22 protein-coding genes are annotated in these 22,320 nt (G+C 40.0%); 12 read left to right on the forward strand and 10 right to left on the reverse strand.

Translation table 11 applies throughout. The annotated features are described in order from the left end of the window. Positions 1–100: 100 nt before the first annotated feature. On the forward strand, positions 101–322 hold the full coding sequence (locus tag NT175_04415) for a Txe/YoeB family addiction module toxin (protein MCX6233956.1): 222 nt from the start codon (positions 101–103) through the stop codon (positions 320–322). 84 nt (positions 323–406) lie between these two features. On the opposite strand, the gene NT175_04420 is transcribed toward NT175_04415, so the two are convergent. Further along, on the reverse strand, positions 407–1,519 hold the full coding sequence (locus tag NT175_04420) for a metallophosphoesterase (protein ID MCX6233957.1): 1,113 nt from the start codon (positions 1,517–1,519) through the stop codon (positions 407–409). Between the two features lie 236 nt (positions 1,520–1,755). On the opposite strand from NT175_04420, the gene NT175_04425 reads away from it, so the two are divergent. The 6 genes from NT175_04425 to NT175_04450 all read left to right on the forward strand — a co-directional run bounded on the left by NT175_04425 (position 1,756) and on the right by NT175_04450 (position 8,053). Then, complete coding sequence (locus tag NT175_04425) at positions 1,756–2,658, forward strand: aldo/keto reductase (GenBank protein ID MCX6233958.1); 903 nt, start codon at positions 1,756–1,758, stop codon at positions 2,656–2,658. A 90-nt stretch (positions 2,659–2,748) separates the two neighbouring features. Beyond that, positions 2,749–3,066 (forward strand): hypothetical protein, encoded by a 318-nt coding sequence (locus tag NT175_04430; GenBank protein ID MCX6233959.1) that lies wholly within the window; start codon positions 2,749–2,751, stop codon positions 3,064–3,066. A gap of 141 nt (positions 3,067–3,207) precedes the next feature. Beyond that, positions 3,208–3,498, forward strand: a complete 291-nt coding sequence (locus tag NT175_04435; protein MCX6233960.1) for a hypothetical protein — start codon at positions 3,208–3,210, stop codon at positions 3,496–3,498. Positions 3,499–3,854: 356 nt separating this feature from the next. Beyond that, complete coding sequence (gene mgtA, locus NT175_04440; GenBank protein MCX6233961.1) at positions 3,855–6,377, forward strand: magnesium-translocating P-type ATPase; 2,523 nt, start codon at positions 3,855–3,857, stop codon at positions 6,375–6,377. Between the two features lie 376 nt (positions 6,378–6,753). Beyond that, positions 6,754–7,563 carry a methyltransferase domain-containing protein gene (locus tag NT175_04445; protein ID MCX6233962.1) on the forward strand — a complete coding sequence of 270 codons (810 nt, stop codon included), beginning with the start codon at positions 6,754–6,756 and terminating at the stop codon, positions 7,561–7,563. 142 nt (positions 7,564–7,705) lie between these two features. Next, the gene (locus tag NT175_04450; protein MCX6233963.1) at positions 7,706–8,053 is read left to right on the forward strand and encodes a hypothetical protein; all 348 of its coding nucleotides are present in this window, start codon (positions 7,706–7,708) and stop codon (positions 8,051–8,053) included. A gap of 189 nt (positions 8,054–8,242) precedes the next feature. Here the strand turns inward: NT175_04450 and NT175_04455 are convergent, their stop codons facing one another. Beyond that, on the reverse strand, positions 8,243–8,773 hold the full coding sequence (locus tag NT175_04455) for a cytochrome c family protein (protein MCX6233964.1): 531 nt from the start codon (positions 8,771–8,773) through the stop codon (positions 8,243–8,245). A 234-nt stretch (positions 8,774–9,007) separates the two neighbouring features. Here NT175_04455 and NT175_04460 point away from each other — a divergent pair, with 234 nt between their 5' ends. The 5 genes from NT175_04460 to NT175_04480 all read left to right on the forward strand — a co-directional run bounded on the left by NT175_04460 (position 9,008) and on the right by NT175_04480 (position 13,090). Further along, on the forward strand, positions 9,008–9,184 hold the full coding sequence (locus tag NT175_04460) for a hypothetical protein (protein ID MCX6233965.1): 177 nt from the start codon (positions 9,008–9,010) through the stop codon (positions 9,182–9,184). A gap of 97 nt (positions 9,185–9,281) precedes the next feature. Continuing rightward, entirely contained in the window at positions 9,282–9,923 is a 642-nt protein-coding gene (locus tag NT175_04465) for a SagB/ThcOx family dehydrogenase (GenBank protein MCX6233966.1), read from the forward strand. 136 nt (positions 9,924–10,059) lie between these two features. Beyond that, positions 10,060–10,860 carry an SDR family NAD(P)-dependent oxidoreductase gene (locus tag NT175_04470; GenBank protein ID MCX6233967.1) on the forward strand — a complete coding sequence of 267 codons (801 nt, stop codon included), beginning with the start codon at positions 10,060–10,062 and terminating at the stop codon, positions 10,858–10,860. Positions 10,861–10,950: 90 nt separating this feature from the next. Then, entirely contained in the window at positions 10,951–12,249 is a 1,299-nt protein-coding gene (locus tag NT175_04475) for a pyridoxal phosphate-dependent aminotransferase family protein (protein ID MCX6233968.1), read from the forward strand. A 61-nt stretch (positions 12,250–12,310) separates the two neighbouring features. After that, a complete protein-coding gene (locus NT175_04480) occupies positions 12,311–13,090 on the forward strand; it encodes a class I SAM-dependent methyltransferase (GenBank protein MCX6233969.1) in 780 nt (259 codons plus the stop codon). Between the two features lie 80 nt (positions 13,091–13,170). Here NT175_04480 and NT175_04485 read toward each other — a convergent pair whose 3' ends face one another. The 8 genes from NT175_04485 to amrS all read right to left on the reverse strand — a co-directional run bounded on the left by NT175_04485 (position 13,171) and on the right by amrS (position 22,197). Further along, a complete protein-coding gene (locus NT175_04485; protein MCX6233970.1) occupies positions 13,171–13,626 on the reverse strand; it encodes a ferritin family protein in 456 nt (151 codons plus the stop codon). A gap of 135 nt (positions 13,627–13,761) precedes the next feature. Then, positions 13,762–15,099, reverse strand: coding sequence for an NADP-specific glutamate dehydrogenase (gene gdhA / locus NT175_04490; GenBank protein ID MCX6233971.1), 1,338 nt, complete (start codon positions 15,097–15,099; stop codon positions 13,762–13,764). Positions 15,100–15,253: 154 nt separating this feature from the next. After that, positions 15,254–15,913: a hypothetical protein gene (locus NT175_04495; protein ID MCX6233972.1), complete on the reverse strand. Its 660-nt coding sequence runs from the start codon at positions 15,911–15,913 to the stop codon at positions 15,254–15,256. After that, entirely contained in the window at positions 15,906–17,825 is a 1,920-nt protein-coding gene (locus NT175_04500) for a glycosyltransferase family 39 protein (protein MCX6233973.1), read from the reverse strand. The genes NT175_04495 and NT175_04500 overlap by 8 nt, the downstream gene beginning before the upstream one ends. Next, entirely contained in the window at positions 17,818–18,561 is a 744-nt protein-coding gene (rlmB, locus tag NT175_04505; GenBank protein ID MCX6233974.1) for a 23S rRNA (guanosine(2251)-2'-O)-methyltransferase RlmB, read from the reverse strand. The genes NT175_04500 and rlmB overlap by 8 nt, the downstream gene beginning before the upstream one ends. 9 nt (positions 18,562–18,570) lie before the next feature. Further along, positions 18,571–19,818 carry a GWxTD domain-containing protein gene (locus NT175_04510; GenBank protein MCX6233975.1) on the reverse strand — a complete coding sequence of 416 codons (1,248 nt, stop codon included), beginning with the start codon at positions 19,816–19,818 and terminating at the stop codon, positions 18,571–18,573. Continuing rightward, the gene (gene rmuC, locus NT175_04515; protein MCX6233976.1) at positions 19,815–21,158 is read right to left on the reverse strand and encodes a DNA recombination protein RmuC; all 1,344 of its coding nucleotides are present in this window, start codon (positions 21,156–21,158) and stop codon (positions 19,815–19,817) included. Before rmuC ends, NT175_04510 begins: the two co-directional genes overlap by 4 nt. A 31-nt stretch (positions 21,159–21,189) precedes the next feature. Further along, the gene (gene amrS / locus NT175_04520; protein MCX6233977.1) at positions 21,190–22,197 is read right to left on the reverse strand and encodes an AmmeMemoRadiSam system radical SAM enzyme; all 1,008 of its coding nucleotides are present in this window, start codon (positions 22,195–22,197) and stop codon (positions 21,190–21,192) included. Positions 22,198–22,320: the final 123 nt, after the last annotated feature.

Consider the following 22,320-nt stretch of genomic DNA (forward strand, 5'->3'; position numbering starts at 1 on the left):
CGTAGCAATGCCTCCAACAATAAGAATAGAATGAAATTATATATACATAAGCTATATTTGTGGTGCCAAAAGAAATTTTGAAGCTCTTATTTTGTTACTAATGAATGATATACAAAATTCAACTGTTAAAGATGAGTCTAAAATAAATGATTTGTTAAAAGACATCTCACGTACCCCATTTTCAGGAATTGGAAAACCTGAACCATTGAAATATAAGAATAAAGGATTCTGGTCTCGCAGAATTGCTGGCGAACACCGATTGATTTACCAGGTTAAAGACGATGAAATACATATAGCTAAATGTAGATTTCATTATGACTAAGCTTGTATAAAAACGGGTGGTAACAGAATCTACCCGGCAAGCAGGGGGCTTCTGTAGTTATGGGGAATTTATTAAGTTATGAAGTTATTCGAAATGAATATCGACCAGCATGATCTCTGATTTTCCGACTGTTTTAACTGGGGGTCCCCATAAGCGCAGGCCACTGGTCACAAAGAAATGAGTATTTCTTATTTTCTTATATCCCCAACTCAGTTCGTAAACACTGCGTGTAATCAGGTTGATGGGAAACATCTGTCCGTTATGGGTGTGTCCTGAAAACTGCACATCCACCGCTGTGCGGCTTACTTCCTGCAGTTCGGTGGGACGATGATCCATGAGGATTATCGGCAGATCAGAGGAGTCACTTCCCAAAATTTCGTTTACGGTTTTACGTTGCCCGAAGTGCTGATCATATCTTCCTGCTAAATAAAAAGAATTGCCAATCCTTACTATCGTATCGCAAAGAGGGGTTATTCCTGCCTTTCGGAAAAAGCTTCCTTGTTCCTGCCCTCCATAGAACTCATGATTCCCCGGAACGCCAAATGCCCCATATTTTGCATGAATGTTCCTCATGGATGATTCAATAGTTTCGGTGGTCTCATTTTCCCTGTCACCTTCCACCATGTCGCCACCATACAATATGAGATCGGGCTGCAGGGCATTGACCTTCCTCACGAACTGTTCAATAAAACGCAGGCGGGTATTTTGCTGTATATGGAAGTCGGCCACGAATGCAATCCGAAGGTGATCAATACTGGCATGCCTCCATGGAACCTCCACCCGGTATTTTGATACGCGGATGGTATTCAGGTTGATGGCACCGGCAACCACCACGGCAACCGATAAAATGATCATTGCGGAAAGCGTATATAACCTGAATGAAAGACTTTTCCTTGTATCGGAAGGGATGATCCTGACCAGGAGATTAAGCAAAAGAAACAGGTCGAACAGGAGAACAGACAGGAAGAGATATAGATAGAATGGCAGGATGTAGCCTGAGACAGTGGACAGTACCTGTATAAGTAAATTCATATCCCGGTCAGAGTATCTTTCGATAAGGGGATAAATGGCGGCTATCAGCAGGTAAACAAGAATATACCAGAGTCTGTAACCCTTGCTGATGAAGAGATCCTTTATGCGGAAAAAGACATAAATATTAGGGATGATATAGGCCAGGGTGATATAAAGATGAAACATCAGGCAAAATTGGTGATTTAAAGCGGCATGAAGATATGAAATTCCTTTTTCCTTGAAAGTAATTTTGATGAAAAATTATAGAAACGATGGATTTCAATTCAGATTACGGTACAGCATTAGAGCGCAGTTCGCTACTTTTTCATACTTTAGCTCTCGGTATACGGGAACGCCTCGAAACCGGTACCGGAAAATAACGGTGTACCGTTACCACTATTTAATCAAAATAAACTATGAGAATGAATAAAATAAAACTTACGAAAGATTTGGAATTTTCACGAATAGTTCATGGACATTGGAGATTAGCTGATTGGAAAATGTCAAATCAGGAATTATTAAAATTAACCGAGCAAACAATTGAATTAGGTGTAACTACATTTGATCATGCAGATATCTATGGAGATTACAGTTGTGAAAAAATATTTGGAAATGCTATACAACTGAAAAAAGGCCTTCGTAAAGACATCAAAATAATTACCAAGTGTGGTATTAAATTGATATCAGAAAAGTTTCCTGCCCGAAAAGTAAAGTATTACGATTATAGTTTTGATCATATTGTTTCTTCCGTTGACAATTCTTTAAAAAATTTCAGAACTGATTATATAGATTTACTCTTACTTCATCGTCCTGCTCCATTTTTTAATCCTGAAGAAGTTGCCAAGGCTTTCTCTTATTTGAAAAAAAATGGAAAAGTATTACATTTTGGCGTTTCTAATTTCAACTCACTGCAGTTTGAAATGCTGGATTCTTATACTGATGAAAACCTCGTAACCAATCAGGTTGAAATATCTCCTTACTGTTTAGAACATTTTGAAAATGGAAACATCGCATATTTTCTAAAAGAAAAAATAAAACCTATGGCATGGTCTCCTTTGGCTGATGGTAAACTCATTAATCCGCAAGAAGAAAAAGGACAAAGAATACATCGTATACTATTAGAAGTTGCTGAAGAGTTAAATGTCAATACGATAGATGAAATTATTTATAGTTGGTTATTAAATCACCCTGCATCAATTATCCCAATTGTTGGAACCAGCAAAATTGAACGTATAAAACATGCTGTAGAAGCACTAAATATTGACATGAGTTTGGAGCAATGGTATAAAATCTATAATGCTTCAACGGGAACAGAACTACCTTAACCTAATGATTCGCAGCCCCTTGATCACCGGCGCGATCCCTAAAATCCCGGCACTGGGTTTAGCTCAATCGCACATGAAGATAAAAAAATTATGACAGAGGCAGAAGCATATTTCAACCAGCTTACCAAAGAAATTCCTGAAGTAAAAGCAGGAAAGATGTTTGGTGCATTGTGTATGAAAACACCGAACGAAAAATCAGCCGCAATGTTCTGGAAAGATCATATCGTTGTAAAACTCAATGGACAATCATTGACGGAAGCAATGAGTTTAGATGGTTCTCAGCTTTTTGAACCTATAGAAGGCAAAACAATGAAAGAGTGGGTGCAAATTCCGTTTGCACATAAAGATAAATGGAAAAAATTTGCGACCATTTCGACAGGGATGGTAGAAGAGATAAAGAAAAAATAATACAGACACTACTCTACGGTGGACATCATTATCAAATATATTTAAGAATGAATCTGAAAAAAAAGCATGAACTGACTCTTTACGAAATGTATCCTCCATCTCACCTGGTCACCCTCCCTCTTTTCTTTTGAAAATGGAACATTGCAAAATTCCCCTGTTACAAGAGGAGTAAAAGACTATGAGAAAATTGATACAGTAGCTACTTTTACAGGTTCAGCGTATATAGCACCTGAAGGTTCAATCATTGTTCTAAGTTTCTCCGATGAACACCATTCACTGCAACTTGACACCGCCTGGCGTTTCAATAATAATACTCCAACGCAAAATCTTGATGGTTTTCAACAAGGTGCATTACTAAAATTTGGCAATGGAAAAGTAGCCGTATTTGGCGAAGCAGCTATGTTTACTGCTCAAATTGCAATAGTAATGTGAAAGTAGGTTTCAATTCAGAATATGCTCCACAAAATGCACAATTTACACTCAATCTTATTCATTGGTTAGACGGAGTAGAAAAATATAGTGGACCTATTTTGAAAAAGAAAAATACTGAGAATCAATAATGAAGATAGCCAAACCTTTGAAATAAACAGGGGAAATGAAGTTTGCAAATAATGACCGATTAATCGTCAGTGCCTTACAGCACATAAAAGTCAGCTGGATTCCATTACGGATATAAAAGGATTTCATAATTTCGTGTTGTCTTAGCGGATGGTATAGCAGGCGCTTCACTCCTAGCCGCCTTTTAGCCACAAAACGTTAAGCGACATTTCTAAAAAAGGAAGATCAGGATGAACCAACTCCCTCCTGCATTTTGGAGCATCTCGGTGACTGATATGCTCAAGATACTTGAATCGGCAAAACAAGGATTGACTGGCAATGAAGCCAAAAAGCGGCTCGCACTCTATGGCGCTAATCGACTTAAACCCCAAAAGCGCTCGAATGTGTTAACTCTTCTGGTATCCCAATTCAAAAGTCCTATTATCCTAATTCTTTTCTTCGCAACAGGGTTATCATTTTTTCTACACGATCCGGCTGATGCAATTATCATTCTTTCAATCGTCATTATAAGCGGCTTGCTCGGATTTTGGCAGGAGCGCGGCGCTTCGAACGCTGTGGAGAAACTACTTTCAATTGTACAGATTAAAGCGGAGGTGCTGCGTGATGGAAACTCGATTGAAATTCCTGTCGAAGAGATTGTGCCGGGCGATATCGTCATCCTGAATGCCGGCGATATTGTTCCAGGTGACGGGTTGGTTCAGGAATCTAAAGATCTTTTCGTAGATGAAGCCATGCTAACGGGTGAAACTTTCCCTGTGGAAAAAGTAGCGGCAGTGTTGCCGGCAGAGACAATGCTGGGCCAGCGGACAAATGCACTTTGGATGGGGACTCATGTGGTGAGTGGCAGCGCAACAGCACTGATCGTGCGCACCGGCAGGGATACCGAGTTCGGAAAAGTATCCGAGCGGCTAAAACTCAGGCCTCAGGAAACGGAATTTGAGCGTGGCATCCGTAAATTCGGCTACTTTCTTATGGAAGTCACGCTGGTGCTTGTGGTCACCATTTTTGCCATCAACGTCTATCTGGCGCGTCCGGTCCTGGACTCATTTTTATTCTCTTTAGCACTTGCTGTTGGACTGACCCCGCAATTACTGCCGGCAATTATCAGTATTAACCTTTCCCATGGCGCCAAACGTATGGCTCAAAAACAGGTTATCGTCAAGCGCCTATCTTCAATTGAAAACTTCGGCAGTATGAACGTGATCTGCTCCGATAAAACCGGTACATTGACTGAAGGGACCGTACAGCTCCAATCCGCCCTTGATGTGGATAGCGCTCCAAGCGATAAAGTCCTTCTTCAAGCTTATATTAATGCTTTTTACGAAACAGGCTTTACAAACCCTATAGATGAAGCTATCCGTAACTACCGCAAAATTGATCTGTCAGGCTACCAAAAACAGGACGAAATTCCATATGATTTTCTTCGCAAGCGATTGAGTATACTGGTTTCACATGATAACACGCATCTGATGGTGACCAAAGGCGCGTTGCTGAATGTACTTGCTGTCTGTTCAACGGTGGAAACCGGAGATGGAACCATCGCCGACATCGCCACGGTGCGGGACCGAATCCAGCAGCACTTTGAGGAATTCAGTAGCAAGGGCCTTCGCACGCTGGGCGTTGCTTACAGGAATATGGGTACGGAGTCACGCATCGCCAAAGACCATGAAGCGTACATGACGTTTTCAGGATTCCTCGTTCTTTTTGATCCGCCCAAGCCCAATATCATCGAGACGGTCACCAGCTTAAAGAACCTCGGCGTTGCGCTAAAGATAATAACGGGCGACAATCACCTCGTCGCTGCCAACATCAGTCACCAGATAGGATTGAAGAATAATAAAATACTTACGGGACCGGATCTTAGTCATCTGAGCGATGCCGCACTTCTTAAAAAGGTGGGGGGTGTGGATGTCTTCGCCGAAATCGAACCCAATCAAAAAGAGCGAATCATCATTGCTCTCAAAAAAGCCGGACATGTAGTAGGGTACATGGGCGACGGCATTAATGATGCCTCGGCGATACATGCTGCCGATGTCGGCATTTCTGTCGACAGCGCCGTGGATGTTGCCAAGGATGCGGCGGATATTGTCTTGCTCGAAAAGGACCTGGGTGTTTTGGTGCAGGGTGTGCGCGAAGGAAGGGCAACTTTTGCCAACACGCTCAAATATGTGTTCATGGCGACCAGCGCCAATTTCGGAAACATGTTCAGCATGGCGGGAGTATCCCTCATTCTGCCGTTTCTCCCGTTACTCCCCAAGCAGATTTTGCTCACCAATCTCATGACGGATTTCCCGGAGATGACTATTGCGACCGACAGTGTGGATAAAGAAATGATTGACTATCCACGGCGATGGGACATTAAGGCAATCCGAAAGTTTATGATTACATTTGGCATTGTGAGTTCGGTGTTTGATTATCTCACTTTTGGTTTACTGCAGCTCGTCCTTCATGCAACCCAAGTTCAATTCAGAACCGGCTGGTTTCTGGAATCCGTTGTTTCAGCATCATTGATCGTACTCGTTATCCGAAGCCGGAAATCTTCCTTCAGGAGTCGACCGGGAAAATATCTGTTAATTGCAACTTTGTCAATTGTTGCTATAACATTGATTCTACCTTTCACCCCGCTTGCTGGAATTTTTGGATTCACTCCGTTGCCAATTCCGTTCCTTCTTCTTATCGGATTAATTATTTTGTTTTATATTATCACAGCAGAAATGGTGAAGAAAGTTTTCTACAAGAAGGTGAAATTTTGAATGGAAAAACTGGTAAAATCTCAAAACTGATAATTGGTTCGTATGAATTGAAAAATGTTACCGCTGCTATTGCACCTGTGGAAGTCCGTTCAAAACAGAACAATGCGGACGCAATTCTTGGCAGCGGATCTCTTAGAAGATTCAATTTAATATTTGATTACGAAAATAAAAAGATGTACCTGAAACCAAATACATTTTTTAATAAACCATAAGTAAATAATAAATTATCAACAAACTGAAAAACTGACAAAACAAGAAAAGCACAAGGCTATGACAATCGGGTATTAACCATCCCGACAATTCGGGGCTGTGCAAATCCGATCTCGTTAAGCCAAAGTTGATTTTCACAATTACTAACCATTTAACAATACTTCTTATGAATCAAACAGAATGCAAGTGCCAGGAAAATTCAATAGAAAAATGTGACATTTTTGATTTTATGGCAACGTTTGTCGGATTATCCGTTTTACACCCGGGGGGTTTTGCTGCTACAGAGAAACTGCTTGGATTATGCCGGATTGATAAAGACAAAAGAGTTTTAGATATTGCATGTGGAAAAGGCACAACATCTATCCTAATTGCAAAAAAATTCGGGTGTAAAGTGATTGGTATTGATATCAGTACTGAGTTAATTGAAGAAGCAAAATTTCTGGCAAGAAAAAGCAAAGTGGGCCATTTACTGGAATTTAAAGTTGCTGATGCGACATCATTACCATTTAATGATAATGAATTTGATGTGACCATAGCCCAGGCCATGCTTGTTCTGATTGACGAAAAATCTTCGGTTATAAAGGAAGCACTTAGAGTTTTAAAATCCAATGGATTAGCTAGCTGGCTTGAATTAACGTGGCAGAAGCCACCTACACCAGGTTTTCTTCAGCAAGTATCAGATGTCATCTGTGCATACTGTATGCTTAATGTCAGGATTTCAGATGAATGGAATTCCCTTTTTATTCAATCCGGAGCCAGGAATTTACGAACATTGATTTATCCAATGAAATTTAATGGATTCCCTGGGATGATTAAGGATGAGGGCTTAATGAATTCAATTCGAGTCATTACTAAATATTTAACGAATGAAAAAGTACGATCAAGGATGGTTATGATGAATAAGTTTTTCAAGAAACATGAAGACATTTTTGGATATGGAATATATACGATGACAAAAAATCCGGACTTAGCCTAACAAGCCTGCAGCCAAGCCAGGCGGGTAATATTCAAAGCAAACAGGATAGAGACTTAATGAAAATAAAACGAATACTAACGAAACCCAAGTAAAGCCCGCCAGGCGTCTGCAGGTAGAGCATTATTTGCCAAAAATATATAAAATGATGTATAGAATTTTATCTGGAATAGTTTGTGGGTTAATTGCCGGAATAATAGATCTGATTCCGATGTTTATTCAGAATTTAACCTGGGATGCCAATCTTTCGGCCCTGTCTATGTGGATTATTATTGGCTTCTTCATCGCGACATCCAAACTTCAAATGAATTCAATAATAAAAGGAATCATTATTTCATTTCTTTGCATCATACCATGTTCCTTCATTATTGGATGGAAAGAACCGGTCACTTTAATCCCAATTTTCATTATGACTTTAATTCTTGGGGGTTTGCTTGGTTTTGTTATTCATCGGATTGATAAAATGTTGATTCGTAAAGGTTTAATTTCTTGAAATGAAACCTGCTATTAAATTATATCGAGCTAAAGGATTCAAAGAAATTGGATCATACAGATATAATCCAAGAACTGATGTTATCTTTTTTGAATTAGATTTAAAATAAAATAATCACCTGTAGCTTTAATGAAAGCTTTCAGGGTTCTTTACAAACCACAATAAACACTCTCGCTATACTGAACTACATTATTCAGCTTTCGGTCTGGGATGGGTAATTTTAGCTTTACTTGCCTCAAAATCAAATGGTATATAAAAAGGATTTTCCTTATTATGGCATTTTTCACATACTGACTTGGTAGGGACAATTAAACCGTTTTTTAATGCTATATCATGATTTTTCATGATATTCATACTCTTATATGCGCTGCCGGGGCCATGACAGGATTCACAGGAAACCCCTTCAGCAACTGTCAGTGTCTCAATCTTGTCAGCACTAACCGAGCCAGCTGTTGAATGGCATTTCAGGCACTTGGCATCTTTTGACGGATCGGCAATATTATTCGCCTTGGCATATTCCAGTGATTTAGGACTGCTTAATGAACTTAATGCTTTGGCATGCAGTGATTCAGACCAGATCTTGTACTGGAATCCGCTTTTTTCAGAGTTATGACACATTTTACATTTCAGTGCACCAACATACGTATAATCCTGAGCTATAAGTACATTTGCCATCAGCAAAAACACAAAGCCAAACCAAAATACTTTTTTACTAAACATAGGCATTTCCCTTTCTTCTAGTTAATAATCGATAATTTAAAGTTACAAATTTACATATTTAATTCATTTGATCAATCACCTGAAAAAAAATTGCCTGACATCCAAAAACCGCCCTATAAAGATGGTTTAGATTATTTAAGAAGTGATTCCTGTTGTTGCTTTTATCCTTTCGGTATTTATTTTTGTTTTAATTAATTTCTTATTTTAGGGCTCGACAGAATTTACCTATTCCTCATGGCCATAATAACTTTCCTTTTGAAAAAAGAATGGTGGTGGATGATAGCTGTTCCAGCTATGGTGCTGTCACAAATTCTCATCATACTATATTGGAAGGACGCCAAATTCGGCACAATAGCCAATGTGATCATACTGGCTACCATGATAGTTGAATATAGAGTATGGAATTTGTAATACAATGGTAAGAAAGAAAGAGAGTCAAGGGTGACATTGAAATTAAATCACGAATTTCTCAATATTATTGATTAATAATTTTAAATACGAAAAGATTATGAAAGCATTTATTTCAGTTTTTCTATCAGTTTTATTCATGTCATCAGGTACTTATGCACAAAAGTTTGAAAAGATCAACCTTAATGAACCTGAACTGAATACAGGTAAATTATTAATGCAAGCCCTGAAAGACCGTAAAAGCGACAGGGTATTTTCTGACAAAGAGCTGTCGTTGCAGGAACTTTCAAACTTACTTTGGGCAGCAGATGGTTTTAATCGTCCTGAAGAGGGAAAACGAACAGCTCCCAGTGCAATGAACAAGCAGGAAATAGATATATATGTCATTCTGAAAAATGGCATTTACCTGTATGACGCAAAAGAAAAAGCATTATTACCCGTTGCAGAAGGAGATTTCAGAAAGGAAGCGGGTAAACAGGATTTTGTTGCTACTGCTCCGGTGAATCTGGTTTTCGTTGCAGATTTAAATAAACTGGGCAAAGATAAAAAAGTTGAGGACACGTATTCAGGGGTGAATGTCGGCTTTATTTCACAGAATGTCTATCTTTATTGTGCTTCCGCTGATCTGGCAACGGTTGCGCGTGGTTCTGTCGACAAAGAGGGACTTTCTAAGACACTTCAGTTAAAACCCGGACAGGTTGTAATTTTGGGGCAGACAATCGGTTACCGTCCTGAAAAATAGTGCTTCACTTGATTTACAATACATTAGAAGGATAAAGCGGAGGAATTAACGGGTTTAACTTTAAATTGACACTCATCCTTCAAAATAAATCGTTTATTTTGTAAATCCGTTTCACAAAAAAACGAACCGGGAAATAATGGCGAAAACAGCATTAATCACAGGAGGATCATCGGGTTTAGGATTTTCATTTGCCACTTTACTTGGAAAAGAAGGTTATCACATTATCATATTAGCACGAAACGAACAACGAATAAAAAAGGCAGCTGAAGCTTTAGCAGAAAAAAATATTTCGGCTAGAGGTATCGCTTGTGATGTGACACAGGAAGGCCAACTGCGTGAAGCCGCTGCCATAGTCAGGAGTGAATTCGGGCAAATAGATTTTCTGGTTCTCAATGCCGGGGAGGTCACGACAAAACTGCTTAAAGATTATTCATCGGCAACAGAATTAAAAAAGGACCTTGAAATTGATCTGTGGGGTACGATTCAGTCTGCTTATTTCTTTGTACCCTTACTTCCTTCCGGGTCGAAAGTGCTGATGACCTCCTCGGGATTCGGCCTGATGGGAGCTGCCGGGTATTCCATATACTGTGCAGCAAAAGCGGGTATAATCAATTTTGGGGAATCCTTACGTCGGGAGTTACTACATAAAAATATTTCTGTATATGTCACCTGTCCTGGCGATATGGATACACCTCAATTCCATGCGGAGATTGAAGGTCAGCCTGGCTGGATGAAAGAGAAGAGTTCTCCACGGAAAATGATGCCAGCAGAAATTTCCGCAAAACGCATTCTCAGGCAATGCCGGGGACATACAAAATTCCTCATCATCCCCAGTCCAGATGTCAGATTATTGATAGTCGTTTCAAAACTACTGCCCAGGAAATGGAGAGACAGAATGATTGATAGCATGTTTCCTCGTCCGGTTAAAAAAGAGTGATGGTACAATACCATCAAAATTCCTGACAACCTGCATAAACTAACTGAACGGATGAAACTAAAATCAATAGAAAGAGCAAAAACAAAAACTATGAATTCAGACCTTTTGAAAGCTTTGGGAGGCAGCGCCCTTGATTATTTAAAGATAAACGGCAAGAATCTTTACGACCGATACAAGCCCTTGTTTGAACATGCATCCTTAAGAGACAAATACGGTGTATTATTCTCAGCAAACAGGGTACTGACGTCTGTCGTATCTCCTTATGTAAATGCAGAGATTGCCAAGCAGCAAAGTAAAAGGTTTTTAAATTTCAGTTCCCAGGATTATATGGGATTGGCTCAAAACGATGAAGTAAAAAAAGCTGCCAAGACAGCTATTGATGAATATGGGATACACACAGCTTCGTCACCGATACTGACGGGGAGGAATAAACTGACGGAAGTCTTAGAGAGTAAACTGGCAGGAATTCTGGGAGCGGAGCAATGTTTATTATTTCCAACCGGCTGGGGTGCCTGTTTTGGCGTTATCGGGGCATTGGTGACATCAAACGATCATCTGATCATTGATTCATTGTCACATAACAGTCTTCAGGTTGCAGCCAAATACAGCACACAGTCGATACAAAAATTCAGACATAATGATACGGAACATCTTGAAAATCTTCTGAAAAAAAGTCGCGAAAAACATCCTGAAAGCGGTATTTTTATTGTAATTGAGAGTCTGTACTCGATGAACTCCGATATGCCAGATTTGAAGACTGTGCTGTATCTGATCAGAAAATATGAAGCCATTTTGATTTTGGATATAGCTCATGACTTTGGTGCCATGGGAGAAAAAGGTCTTGGATTGTTAGAGACCGTTGCTGAGGATAATCTGGAAAATGTTGTCATTTGCGGTGCATTCAGCAAATCATTTGCCTCCAATGGAGGATTTGTCGCGGGACCCCAGATAATCAGGCCTCAGCTCATTGTATTTGCGCCCTCATATACCTTTTCAAATGGCATATCACCCATGCAATGTTCTGTTGCACTGAAATGTGCTGAAATCATGTTTTCAGCAGAAGGCGATATATTAAGAAAAAGGCTTAAGGAAAATATAGATTTCAGCATTAGGGCATTTAAGGAAAACCATTTTACAACTTTAGGTATCCCAAGTCCAATTGTACCAGTATTGATAGGAGAAGAAGATCTGGCCAGGCAGATATCCAAAGAAATCACCAAAAAGGGTTTGCTGGCCAACCTGGCTGAGTTTCCTGCAGTACCCAAAGGTAAAGCGATCTTCCGTTTCCAGTTGATGAGTACGCATCAACATAATCAAATAACTGAGGCTGTCAATATTCTTAAAGGTACTAAAGTTGATGCTGAACTTACATTAAAGGAGTTAAGATAGGCCTTTAAGTTATCACGCATATACATTAACTTTTACTAACAGTACCTTGAAATCCTGTCTGCTGAAAAACCAAAATAAATATGTTATGAAGCAATGGTACGAAGAACTCTTTGAAGACTATGCTGATCAATATGACAAGGAATCTTTTACAAAAGGGACAATCGGGGAAGTAGATTTTATTGAGCAGGAGATCAACTTTAATAAGACTACCAGGATACTGGATATCGGATGTGGTACAGGAAGACACTCTATTGAGCTGGCCAGACGCGGATATAATGTGACAGGAATAGATCTTTCAGGATCACAACTCTCAAAAGCAAAAAGAAAGGCTGAATCACTTGGACTTAAAATCGATTTTCTTCTGAAAGATGCCAGGGATTTCTCATTTACCAATCCGTTTGACTTGGCAATAATGATCTGTGAAGGAGCATTCCCATTGATGGAAACCGATGAGATGAATTTCACCATTCTAAAAAACGCCTATAATGCATTGACAGAAAAAGGTAAATTAATTTTTACGACTATCAGTGGTTTATTTCCTTTATTTCATTCCGTAAAGGATTTCATCACCCAGAATTCCCATGATGGTAAAACCAATGGAAACACGTTTGATTTAATGACCTTCAGGGACCACTCTACATATGAAATAACTGATGATAAAGGAAATAAAAAAATATTGGTCTGTTGCGAAAGATATTATGTCCCTTCAGAGATTACCTGGCTTTTAAAATCTCTTGCATTTTCAAAGATCGGCATATATGGCTGTAAACTTGGGGCTTTCAGCCGGAATGATGCTTTGACCACTGAGAATTATGAAATGCTGGTACTTGCTGAAAAATAAAAGCACCTTAAGTCGTTTTCCGGAGATTAAACAGACTAAATTTCAGACCTTCACTCTGATAATGAATTGTGTTGATTGTATCAATTTTCCCTCAGCACATATTCATCATATTCCAGTTCAAAGCGGAGCTTATGTTTAGCTTCCTCCTGAGCCAGGGACATGAACAGATTTCTGAGATAGTCGGAAGGAGCTTTTTCTGAGAGGTTCAAGTAAAGCCTAAAGGCATTCTTTTCCTTTTTCATTGCCAAAATCAATGCATCCTGGTAAGTCATATCTGGTGAAGGTTCAACATCGGTCAGGTAGTCAGCGATCTTCAGGTCAGAAATGGCTTCATGTCTGATCGCATACTGGCCTGTGGTTCTGATAGTCGTCAACTTTGCTTTATGGCCCATTTCTTCGCGTGCAAACTGGGTAAAAACACTCCGCATTTCTTCATTCTTGGAGGTGTTGGCCAGCTGCGAATAAAAATTAACAGCCTCTTGTTCAGCATTTATGGCGAAATCAAAAATGTCGTTAACGGTGGTGAATTCTTTCATAGTACCAGATGTTTATTTAAACCTTTCGTGCAAATTTATTAATTATTCCTATAGAAAAAAAAGGATGCTATCCGAATAAATTTCCCGGATAGCATCCTCACACCAATCCAATATCTATAATCTTTAAATCTTCAATCAAATTACGCCCTGATCGAGCATGGCATTGGCCACTTTCATGAAGCCAGCCACATTAGCGCCCTTGACATAATTGACGTAACCATCAGCTTGTCTGCCGTAAGTGACGCAGGTATTATGTATGCTTTGCATAATATGATGTAAGCGGGTATCCACTTCGGTGGAAGGCCAATTGAGTTTCATGGAGTTCTGAGCCATTTCGAGGCCTGATGTAGCCACTCCGCCAGCATTAACAGCTTTACCGGGAGCATAAAGCACTTTAGATTCCTGGAATGCCTCAATGGCTTCGGGAGTACAGGGCATATTTGCACCTTCTGCTACACACATAACACCGTTTACAATGAGTTTTTCGGCATCTTCCTTTTCCAGTTCATTCTGAGTAGCACAGGGCAAAGCTATGTCACATTTCACCTCCCATGGCCGTTTACCCTGATGGAATTGAGCTCCCGTGAACTCATAAGAATATGGTTTGACGATATCCTCGTTTGAAGCTCTCAGTTCGAGCATATACTCAATCTTATGACCTGAGATACCATCAGGATCATAAATATATCCATCGGGGCCGGAGATGGTGACGACCTTACCGCCCAGGTGGGTGACTTTAAGGGCCGCGCCCCATGCCACGTTGCCAAAACCGGATAAAGCGACAATTTTACCATTCAAATCCTGTCCTTTTGTTTTAAGCATTTCTTCTGCAAAATATACCGCTCCGAATCCGGTAGCTTCAGGTCTTACCAGACTACCACCCCAGTTAAGACCTTTCCCAGTCAAAACACCGGTATGTTCCCTGGTGAGCTTCTTATACATTCCATACAGGAATCCAATCTCACGTGTACCGACACCAATATCACCCGCCGGAACGTCAGTTTCGGGGCCAATGACTTTCCATAATTCAAGCATAAAAGACTGGCAGAACCTCATAATCTCATGATTGGATTTGCCTTTAGGATTAAAATCGGAACCTCCCTTTGCACCACCCATAGGCAATGTAGTGAGACTATTTTTAAAGATCTGCTCAAAGCCTAAAAATTTTAATATACTGAGGTTGACACTCGGGTGAAAGCGAAGACCACCCTTATAGGGACCAATGGCGTTGTTGAACTGAATACGGTAACCGATGTTAACCTGCACCTTGCCATTATCATCCATCCAAGGCACTTTGAACATGACAATTCTGTCGGGTTCAATTATCCTTTGAAGAATGTTTGCTGATTCAAACTGAGGATTTTCATCATATACTTCTTCAATTGATTCTAAAACTTCACGAACGGCTTGATGATACTCAACTTCACCCGGATGTTTTTTTTCCAGATCGTTCATTATTCTTTCGATATCCATAACAATATTAAATTAAGAATTAATAATTTACAGTTAATGCAGTATTTTAGTTGTTACAAAACTAACAGTGTTATTTTTTTCACAGCGCAAAGTAAATTCTTTACGTCTTCATTTCCAAATTTATTTAGAGGTTTTTCCCATTCTTATCTGATATCTATGGCTTATACTTTTCAGATATGACATTGCCACGATCATAAACGATTATTTTCTGAATTCTGCCATTTTCGTCATACCAGATTTCTTCACCATGCTTAAGGTTATTTTCATAATTGATCATGCGATTAATCTTTCCATTTGGGAAATAACCTAACTGTTTTCCAGAACCATTGACAAAAGAGCCTTCTCCGGTTTTCAATCCCCGATTGTCAGTAAATGTCCACGTACTATCAAAGTTTCCGTTTTTAAAATAGCCAGCAACTTTTATCTGTCCGTTATCATGAAATACCTTATAAGGGCCGTTCAAAATATCATTTAGGTAATACTCCTCAGAGATCTTATTTCCCTGTTCATCCCATTTTAAAGAAATGCCATTCCGGAGATTGTCATGATAAGTATCAGTCGATTGTTTTATTCCATTGAAGTACCAGCGGGTAGTCACACCTTCAAGTATACCATTCCTGTATAAAGACTCTATTTGTTTATTTCCATTCTGATACCACCATTTTGCATTACCGTTGATTTTTCCATTTCTGTAAGGAATTTCATATTTCCTGACACCATTTTCCCAATAACTGATCTCTTTATTTTTACATCCAGAGATTAATAAGCTGATCAACAGAATCAGTCCAATTACTGTCAGAACTAGCTTATTCATAAAGTTCAATCGTGATATCATCAATAAAGAATTCCATCTGCTGGTTATTCCAGATATAAATTTTCAAACGATCATACAGGGATTTAATTTCAGATGGTCTATAATTAAAAATTACCTTCCCCCATTCTCCGGTGTCGAGGAAATCATTAAAGTTACCTGCTGCCCAGATATAATTCTTACCACCCTGATCATCAACAGAAACTACAAGATGGACGTTTTTTACTTCAACAGTATTGTATACCCATACGCTGACTTTTATTAATTTCACATCACCTGACAGGATATCTGCACACGAAGAAGAAAATGTCGGACCATAAAGTACTGCCGAATCAAAAGCAAAGCTGAATTTTCCATCATGGACGGGGCTTGTCACAATTCTCGCTGTATCTTCACCCCAGTCACCCGGATGTTCAAAACCATATGTCACCCTGAAAGCCGGTTTAACCCGGGCCATTGTGTCGGGTGAAGGATGCCTGCCGTAGAGTGAAATAGCGGAAAGTCCACCGTAATCGATTTCTTTGATAAGGTAAGGATATTTCAGCAGGATAATATCACCGATTTCCAATGGAGCAGGTTTTGTCCATGCATAGAGAAAATAGGGCATAGACGATTTCGCGACAATATGCTTTAACTCTAATAAATCTTTTCCTCCGCGATTATCATACTGAACAAACTTTGCCGAAGAATTATACTGTTTGAGATAATATTCGATGTACCATGGATTATTGACGCTTATAGCCTTTGTGATACTATCACCTCCATACTGTTTATCCCAAAGGGCAATTTTTTCAGCAATACCCCGGAATTCTCCAAAATGCTGCTTATGATAATAATCCTTTTCAATGACAGTACTAAAAATTCCAGCCACTGCCCATAGCAGTAACAGGGATCCTTTTAATCTATCGAAAGGCTCTCTGAAAAAAGAAAAGAGAAACATGACCAGAAAAGGAAAAGAAAAGAGGAGGACAGAGTCCTGCAGTACCGGATTGACAAGATGTGAGTAAGTAAAACCAACAAGAAAGGGCAGAAAAAACCAGATCAGGCAGATGGTTTGGAATCTATTCAGGGTGATCCGTTTTGCATCTCTGACGATGCTAAGGATAATAAGAATCAATAAGAGTCCGATGAGAATGAAAGATCCGTTAAAAGTGAAGCAGAGGTGTTCAGCCAACCAGCCCAAACCAGGTTTGCCCAGCCATAATCCTACACCTCCGATACTCAGGTGGTTGAGAGTGATGGGGATATGTGGAATGAAAAGCAACAGGCTTATGGCAGTTCCTGAGATATAGAACTTATAATTGTCTTTTGAGAGAAAGGACAGACCAGTTATACCTGCAATTACAACAAACAGAAAACTGAAATAATGATCATACAGGCAAAGGGACATTGAAAGTGCCAAGGCTGCAGCATTCCATATCTTCCAGCGGGCAGATTGCCCTGGACTGTCAAAAAGCAAACGTGTCCAGAAATAGACCATAATAAGTACGAAGAGCAGGCCTGTGACATAAGGACGGGCGATCTGGCTATAAAGCAGAGGAAACTGAAGCACGGCAATAGTTGTGGCAGAGAAGAATCCTGTCACCTTGTTGAACCACCGCGATGCCACGAGCCATGTGAAGAATACAGCAAGTACGCCAGCGATAACAAATGGCAACCGGACTATGGTTTCAGAATTACCTGCAAGCCTGACCCAATAATAAAGGAAAACCTGAATGCCTCCAGGATGTCCGTCCACATAAAATCCATCCCTGACAAGTTCACTAAAAGTATCAAAACGTGTACGGAAGAGGGCGCTCAATTCATCATTGGAGAATGAAAAACTATCAAAATTCCAGAAGCGGAGTGAGGAGGCGATGATCAGAATGATGACCAGAATAAGGTTATCCGTATTTTTCAGCGCCGGTCTAAGCATGAAGGGTACGTTGTTTTACAGCTTCATACATGATAATCCCGGCAGCAACAGATACATTGAGAGATTCTATTTCACCGAACAGCGGTATTTTAACTTTCTTATCAGCAAGCCGGAGAAAATCTTCTGAAATACCATCACTTTCAGAACCCAGAATAATGGCTGTAGGATTGGAATAATCCGGTTCATGATAAAAGAGGTCTGATTTTTCGGTGCCAGCGATGATCTGAACTCCGCTGTTTCTAAGAAACAGAATGGTCTTATACAAATCCCTGCTCCGGCATACAGGAATTTTATATAGAGCGCCAGCAGAGGTTTTAATAGCATCGGCATGTATAAGAGCAGAACCCTTAGATGGGATGACAATGGCATGTACGCCAGCACATTCAGCTGTCCGGACGATGGCGCCGAAGTTTCTCACATCGGTAATCCTGTCAAGGATCAGCAACAAAGGTGTCTGACCCTGTTCATAAATTAAGGGTATAAGGTTTTCGACAGATTGATAAATGATGGGAGAAATATAAGCGACAACACCCTGATGATTTTTTGATGTGAGCCGGTTCAATTTTGAAATCGGCACAGGTTGGAATGGTATGGCCATTTTTCTCGCCAATGAAATGAGCTTAAAATAGAGTTCCCCCCTGAGTCCGGACTGGATAAAGAGTTTCTCAATTTCCTGACCGGAATTTATTGCCTCAATGACAGGCCTGAGACCGTAAATTATGTTTTCCTTGTTCATTTAATTTCTTTAGCGTCGCCAGTTATTTACCGCCATATACCAGGCTTCCTTATAGTTTTCGGATTTTTCAATCATATAGTCATTTCCGGTAAAGGGGTTATCGACTTTGACAAAGATAAAAGTAATTGACATAAAATTACCCTCCTCGCCATAGATCCATTTCTCAATGTCAGTATAACGATAGACGATATTGGGTGACCCAAAGATGATATAAATTATACCTCTGTCGGTTCTCCACCCTTCCTGATAGGAAGAAAAGAAATGGTTAGCTTCTTCCACACGGGAATAATATCTTTGTATCATGATCCTGGCCCGGTCAGTATCGGAATACATGCTGATCCAGAAGCTATCAACAGCTACTTTAGTGTTTGGATTTTTCCGGAGGATATCATATTCTTTTTTTGTCGTAATGTAACGCAGGGGTTCCATCATTTGCACCGGGTCAATGACATCAGGGAATCCATCATAAAAACGAAAGAGAGTCAAGCCTTCACGGCTCAGAGTATCGAGTTGAAAATGGTAAAATGCCTCTTTTGTGAGATTAATGATTGGGGTTTCACCATTCACTAATGGTATGCTGAAGGCACTGTCGCAGCCATAGGAAAAATTGGTCACATCATCTGTCAGGAATGGCGGTAAAGAAACCGGAAATTCCCTGAAATAGCACCTTACATGAAGTCGAGTGGCATCAGAAGTGTTACATTTTATTGTGAAATACTGATTTTCACTTAAATAATTCTCAAAAATCACTTTACCTTCCTCATCCAGTACAAGATAGTTCTGTTGTGAATTACTTGACATTTTATGCAGTTCGATCAGCGAGCCGAAAGCCAGTTTGGAATTCACATCTGTTAATGTGATATGTAAGATAAAGTCATCGGGATAAACGGTTTTCACTTCAAAATCCGAACAGAAGATCGTTTCTGTTCCAAAACCAAGGGAATCGGTATGACAGAAGGAACCGCTATCTATCAACATATTATTTTTGAATGAGTTGAACAATTCATAACTGATTTTGAATTCTATTTTTGGGACACTGCCAACGTTCATTTTCCTATAGGTCAGTCCCGACAAATTTAATCTGTAATATAACCTGCTTTTGAAATCAGAGAGATGAAAAGGTATATATTCAATTTGTGCGAAATTATTTTCACTTTTATACAGAGAAGCCAGGTTTGTGATACCTAACTTGTTGATGGTGAGACAACCTGCAAGAGTCAGGGCGACAAGGCAAAAAAACGGGATCTTTTTTTTCATTCTTCAATTTCACTGAGGATACTGTCCTCCTCTGCCGGCAGGTTGCCGGACAGATGTTTAGTAGTTTTCGCACCGAGTTCTTTCAGTTTCTGAGCCCGGTTAACGATGTTGCCTTTTCCCGAGAACAATTTTTTCTTTGCTTCCTCAAATGTACCTGATACTGTATTAATCTGGTTACCGAGCCGTTTCATATCCTCAATAAATGAAACGAATTTATCATACAGGGCTCCGCCCTGTTGAGCTATTTCGAGGGCATTCTGGGTTTGTTTTTCCTGCCGCCAGATGGATTCCACGGTTTTAAGAGTGGCAAGAAGGGTGGTAGGACTGACAATGACAATTTTTTTCTCCCATGCGAAGTTAAACAATCCATTATCGGCCTCAATGGCAGCACTGAATGCCGATTCCATCGGCAGAAACAGCAGAATGAAATCGGGTGTAATAAAGAAATCGGTACTTTGGTAATTCTTATCACTCAACAATTTAACATGATTTCTGATGGAATCGACATGCTGCCGGATGAATTTTTCTTTTTCCTCCGGGATTTCGGAATTGACAGAGGCTTCATAAGCGAGAAGGGATACCTTAGAATCAATAATCAGGTGTTTTTTCTCTGGCAGGTGAATGATCACATCAGGCCGGATCAGTTCACCTTCCTGTGTTCTGGCCGACACCTGCACTTCATACTCTTCCCCCTTCCGCAGTCCTGACCGTTCAAGCACATGTTCAAGTACCATTTCTCCCCAGTTACCCATCTTTTTCACATCACCCTTCAGGGCTTTGGTCAGGTTTGTAGCATCATCGCTGATCCGGATATTCAGATCATGAAGGTTTTTCAATTCAGCCTTCAGGTCAGTTTGATCCTTAAGACCTTTCTGATAGGTATCCTCGACCTTTTTCTCGAACAACCGGATATTTTCCTTTAAGGGATTAAGGATCAGTTCAAGGTTGTTACGGTTTTGCTCCGTGAAAGTCTTGGATTTTTCTTCAAAAATCCTGGTAGCCAGGTTCTCAAATTCATCCTTAAATTTTTTCTGAATATTTTCTATTTCGGTTTTTTGTTCCGCCAATTTTTCCTGCAGGTTCTTATACTCAACTTCCTGGCGAGCAAGGCGGGTTGCCAGATCCTGTGATTGTGAACGAGCTTCCGTGATCCGGCCATCGAGTGTACTGTTTTCGTTCCGGGTTGTTTCCAGAGAATTCTGAAGTATACCTTTTTCTTTATCCAGTCCGGCGATGTGCTTTTCAAGATTACGTTTGTCGATGAGGTGAGCACTGCGTAAAATCAGCCAGGCAAATAGGGCTCCGACAGTCAAGCCAATGAGGATATATAATAACTGCATTGTTTTTTATTTGTAAAAATACTGATTCTTCTCATTCCATGATTGCCACTTTATTCCCGCACTTGACACAGTGGCCGGTTTTATCAAGTCCCGACACAGATGTCCAGTATCCGTCGCGCCTGATGACCGGATTTCCGCACCTATTGCAAGCTGTATCACGGCCAGTAGTGCTGGCTACATTACCCAGATACACATAATCCAGGTATCGCATTGCGACAGCATAGAGTTTCTGCAGTGTTGCAAAGGGTGTTCCTTCGATAGTCATTTTATATGTTGGGTAATACCTCGAAAGATGAAGTATTGTGTCTGCCCCTAGCTCATTGCGTATCCATTTGCACATTTCGCCGAAAACTTTTTCGTCATCGTTCAAGGTAGGGATGATCAGATTGGTAATCTCCAGATGCTTTCCTGCCATAGCAATGGATTTCAACGCGTTCCTGACAGGTTCGAGGCGGGAGGCGGTTATTTTCCTGTAAAAATCGTTTGTGAAAGCCTTAAGGTCAACACTATAGGCATCTATAACGGGCATGATTTCCTGTAAAGGATTGACATTTATGAAGCCATTTGTAACCATTACATTTTTCAACTGCTTTTCTTTCGCCAGTAATGCTATTTCGTTCATGTATTCATACCAGACGATAGGTTCATTATATGTATAAGCGATGCCGATATTATCAGGATTTGATGCCGCCATTCGTATGTGGTCAATTGCAGAATAATCCTTAATTTGGGAAAATTCCTCGATACATGATTGGGAAATTTCTGAGTTTTGGCAAAATGAACAATGCAGGTTGCAGCCCAGGCTGCCAATGCTGTAAATAGTTCTACCAGGAAAAAAATGATACATGGGCTTCTTCTCAATAGGGTCAAAATGTATGGCCGATACCATACCATAATTTTCTGAAAAGAGTTTGCCTCCGATATTTTTTCTCACATGGCAGCTTCCGCGTTTACCAGGGTTGATATGGCAATTATGAGGGCAGAGGATGCATTGGACTGAGTCCTTTTCCAAGTGAGTGTAAAAAGAAGCTTCTTTCATATACTTTGAGAAATTGACCCTATAAAGTTAATTGAAAGTTGTATGCCCTTACAATGAATGTTCAGATATCTAAATTCCAAACCTTACTTCGGAATAAATCCCAAGCCAAGAGGGGTCAATGAG

It is taken from the genome of Bacteroidota bacterium (assembly GCA_026391695.1).
In the GTDB taxonomy this organism is placed as follows: Bacteria; Bacteroidota; Bacteroidia; order Bacteroidales; family JAGONC01; genus JAPLDP01.

Excerpts from the sequence above, each read along its gene's own strand:
- NT175_04415 (MCX6233956.1), top strand. The coding sequence starts at position 101 with ATGAATGATATACAAAATTCAACTGTTAAAGATGAGTCTAAAATAAAT.
- NT175_04420 (MCX6233957.1), bottom strand. The coding sequence starts at position 1,519 with ATGTTTCATCTTTATATCACCCTGGCCTATATCATCCCTAATATTTAT.
- NT175_04425 (MCX6233958.1), top strand. The coding sequence starts at position 1,756 with ATGAATAAAATAAAACTTACGAAAGATTTGGAATTTTCACGAATAGTT.
- NT175_04430 (MCX6233959.1), top strand. The coding sequence starts at position 2,749 with ATGACAGAGGCAGAAGCATATTTCAACCAGCTTACCAAAGAAATTCCT.
- mgtA (MCX6233961.1), top strand. The coding sequence starts at position 3,855 with ATGAACCAACTCCCTCCTGCATTTTGGAGCATCTCGGTGACTGATATG.
- NT175_04445 (MCX6233962.1), top strand. The coding sequence starts at position 6,754 with ATGAATCAAACAGAATGCAAGTGCCAGGAAAATTCAATAGAAAAATGT.
- NT175_04450 (MCX6233963.1), top strand. The coding sequence starts at position 7,706 with ATGATGTATAGAATTTTATCTGGAATAGTTTGTGGGTTAATTGCCGGA.
- NT175_04455 (MCX6233964.1), bottom strand. The coding sequence starts at position 8,773 with ATGTTTAGTAAAAAAGTATTTTGGTTTGGCTTTGTGTTTTTGCTGATG.
- NT175_04460 (MCX6233965.1), top strand. The coding sequence starts at position 9,008 with ATGGCCATAATAACTTTCCTTTTGAAAAAAGAATGGTGGTGGATGATA.
- NT175_04465 (MCX6233966.1), top strand. The coding sequence starts at position 9,282 with ATGAAAGCATTTATTTCAGTTTTTCTATCAGTTTTATTCATGTCATCA.
- NT175_04470 (MCX6233967.1), top strand. The coding sequence starts at position 10,060 with ATGGCGAAAACAGCATTAATCACAGGAGGATCATCGGGTTTAGGATTT.
- NT175_04475 (MCX6233968.1), top strand. The coding sequence starts at position 10,951 with ATGAATTCAGACCTTTTGAAAGCTTTGGGAGGCAGCGCCCTTGATTAT.
- NT175_04485 (MCX6233970.1), bottom strand. The coding sequence starts at position 13,626 with ATGAAAGAATTCACCACCGTTAACGACATTTTTGATTTCGCCATAAAT.
- gdhA (MCX6233971.1), bottom strand. The coding sequence starts at position 15,099 with ATGGATATCGAAAGAATAATGAACGATCTGGAAAAAAAACATCCGGGT.
- NT175_04495 (MCX6233972.1), bottom strand. The coding sequence starts at position 15,913 with ATGAATAAGCTAGTTCTGACAGTAATTGGACTGATTCTGTTGATCAGC.
- NT175_04500 (MCX6233973.1), bottom strand. The coding sequence starts at position 17,825 with ATGCTTAGACCGGCGCTGAAAAATACGGATAACCTTATTCTGGTCATC.
- rlmB (MCX6233974.1), bottom strand. The coding sequence starts at position 18,561 with ATGAACAAGGAAAACATAATTTACGGTCTCAGGCCTGTCATTGAGGCA.
- NT175_04510 (MCX6233975.1), bottom strand. The coding sequence starts at position 19,818 with ATGAAAAAAAAGATCCCGTTTTTTTGCCTTGTCGCCCTGACTCTTGCA.
- rmuC (MCX6233976.1), bottom strand. The coding sequence starts at position 21,158 with ATGCAGTTATTATATATCCTCATTGGCTTGACTGTCGGAGCCCTATTT.
- amrS (MCX6233977.1), bottom strand. The coding sequence starts at position 22,197 with ATGAAAGAAGCTTCTTTTTACACTCACTTGGAAAAGGACTCAGTCCAA.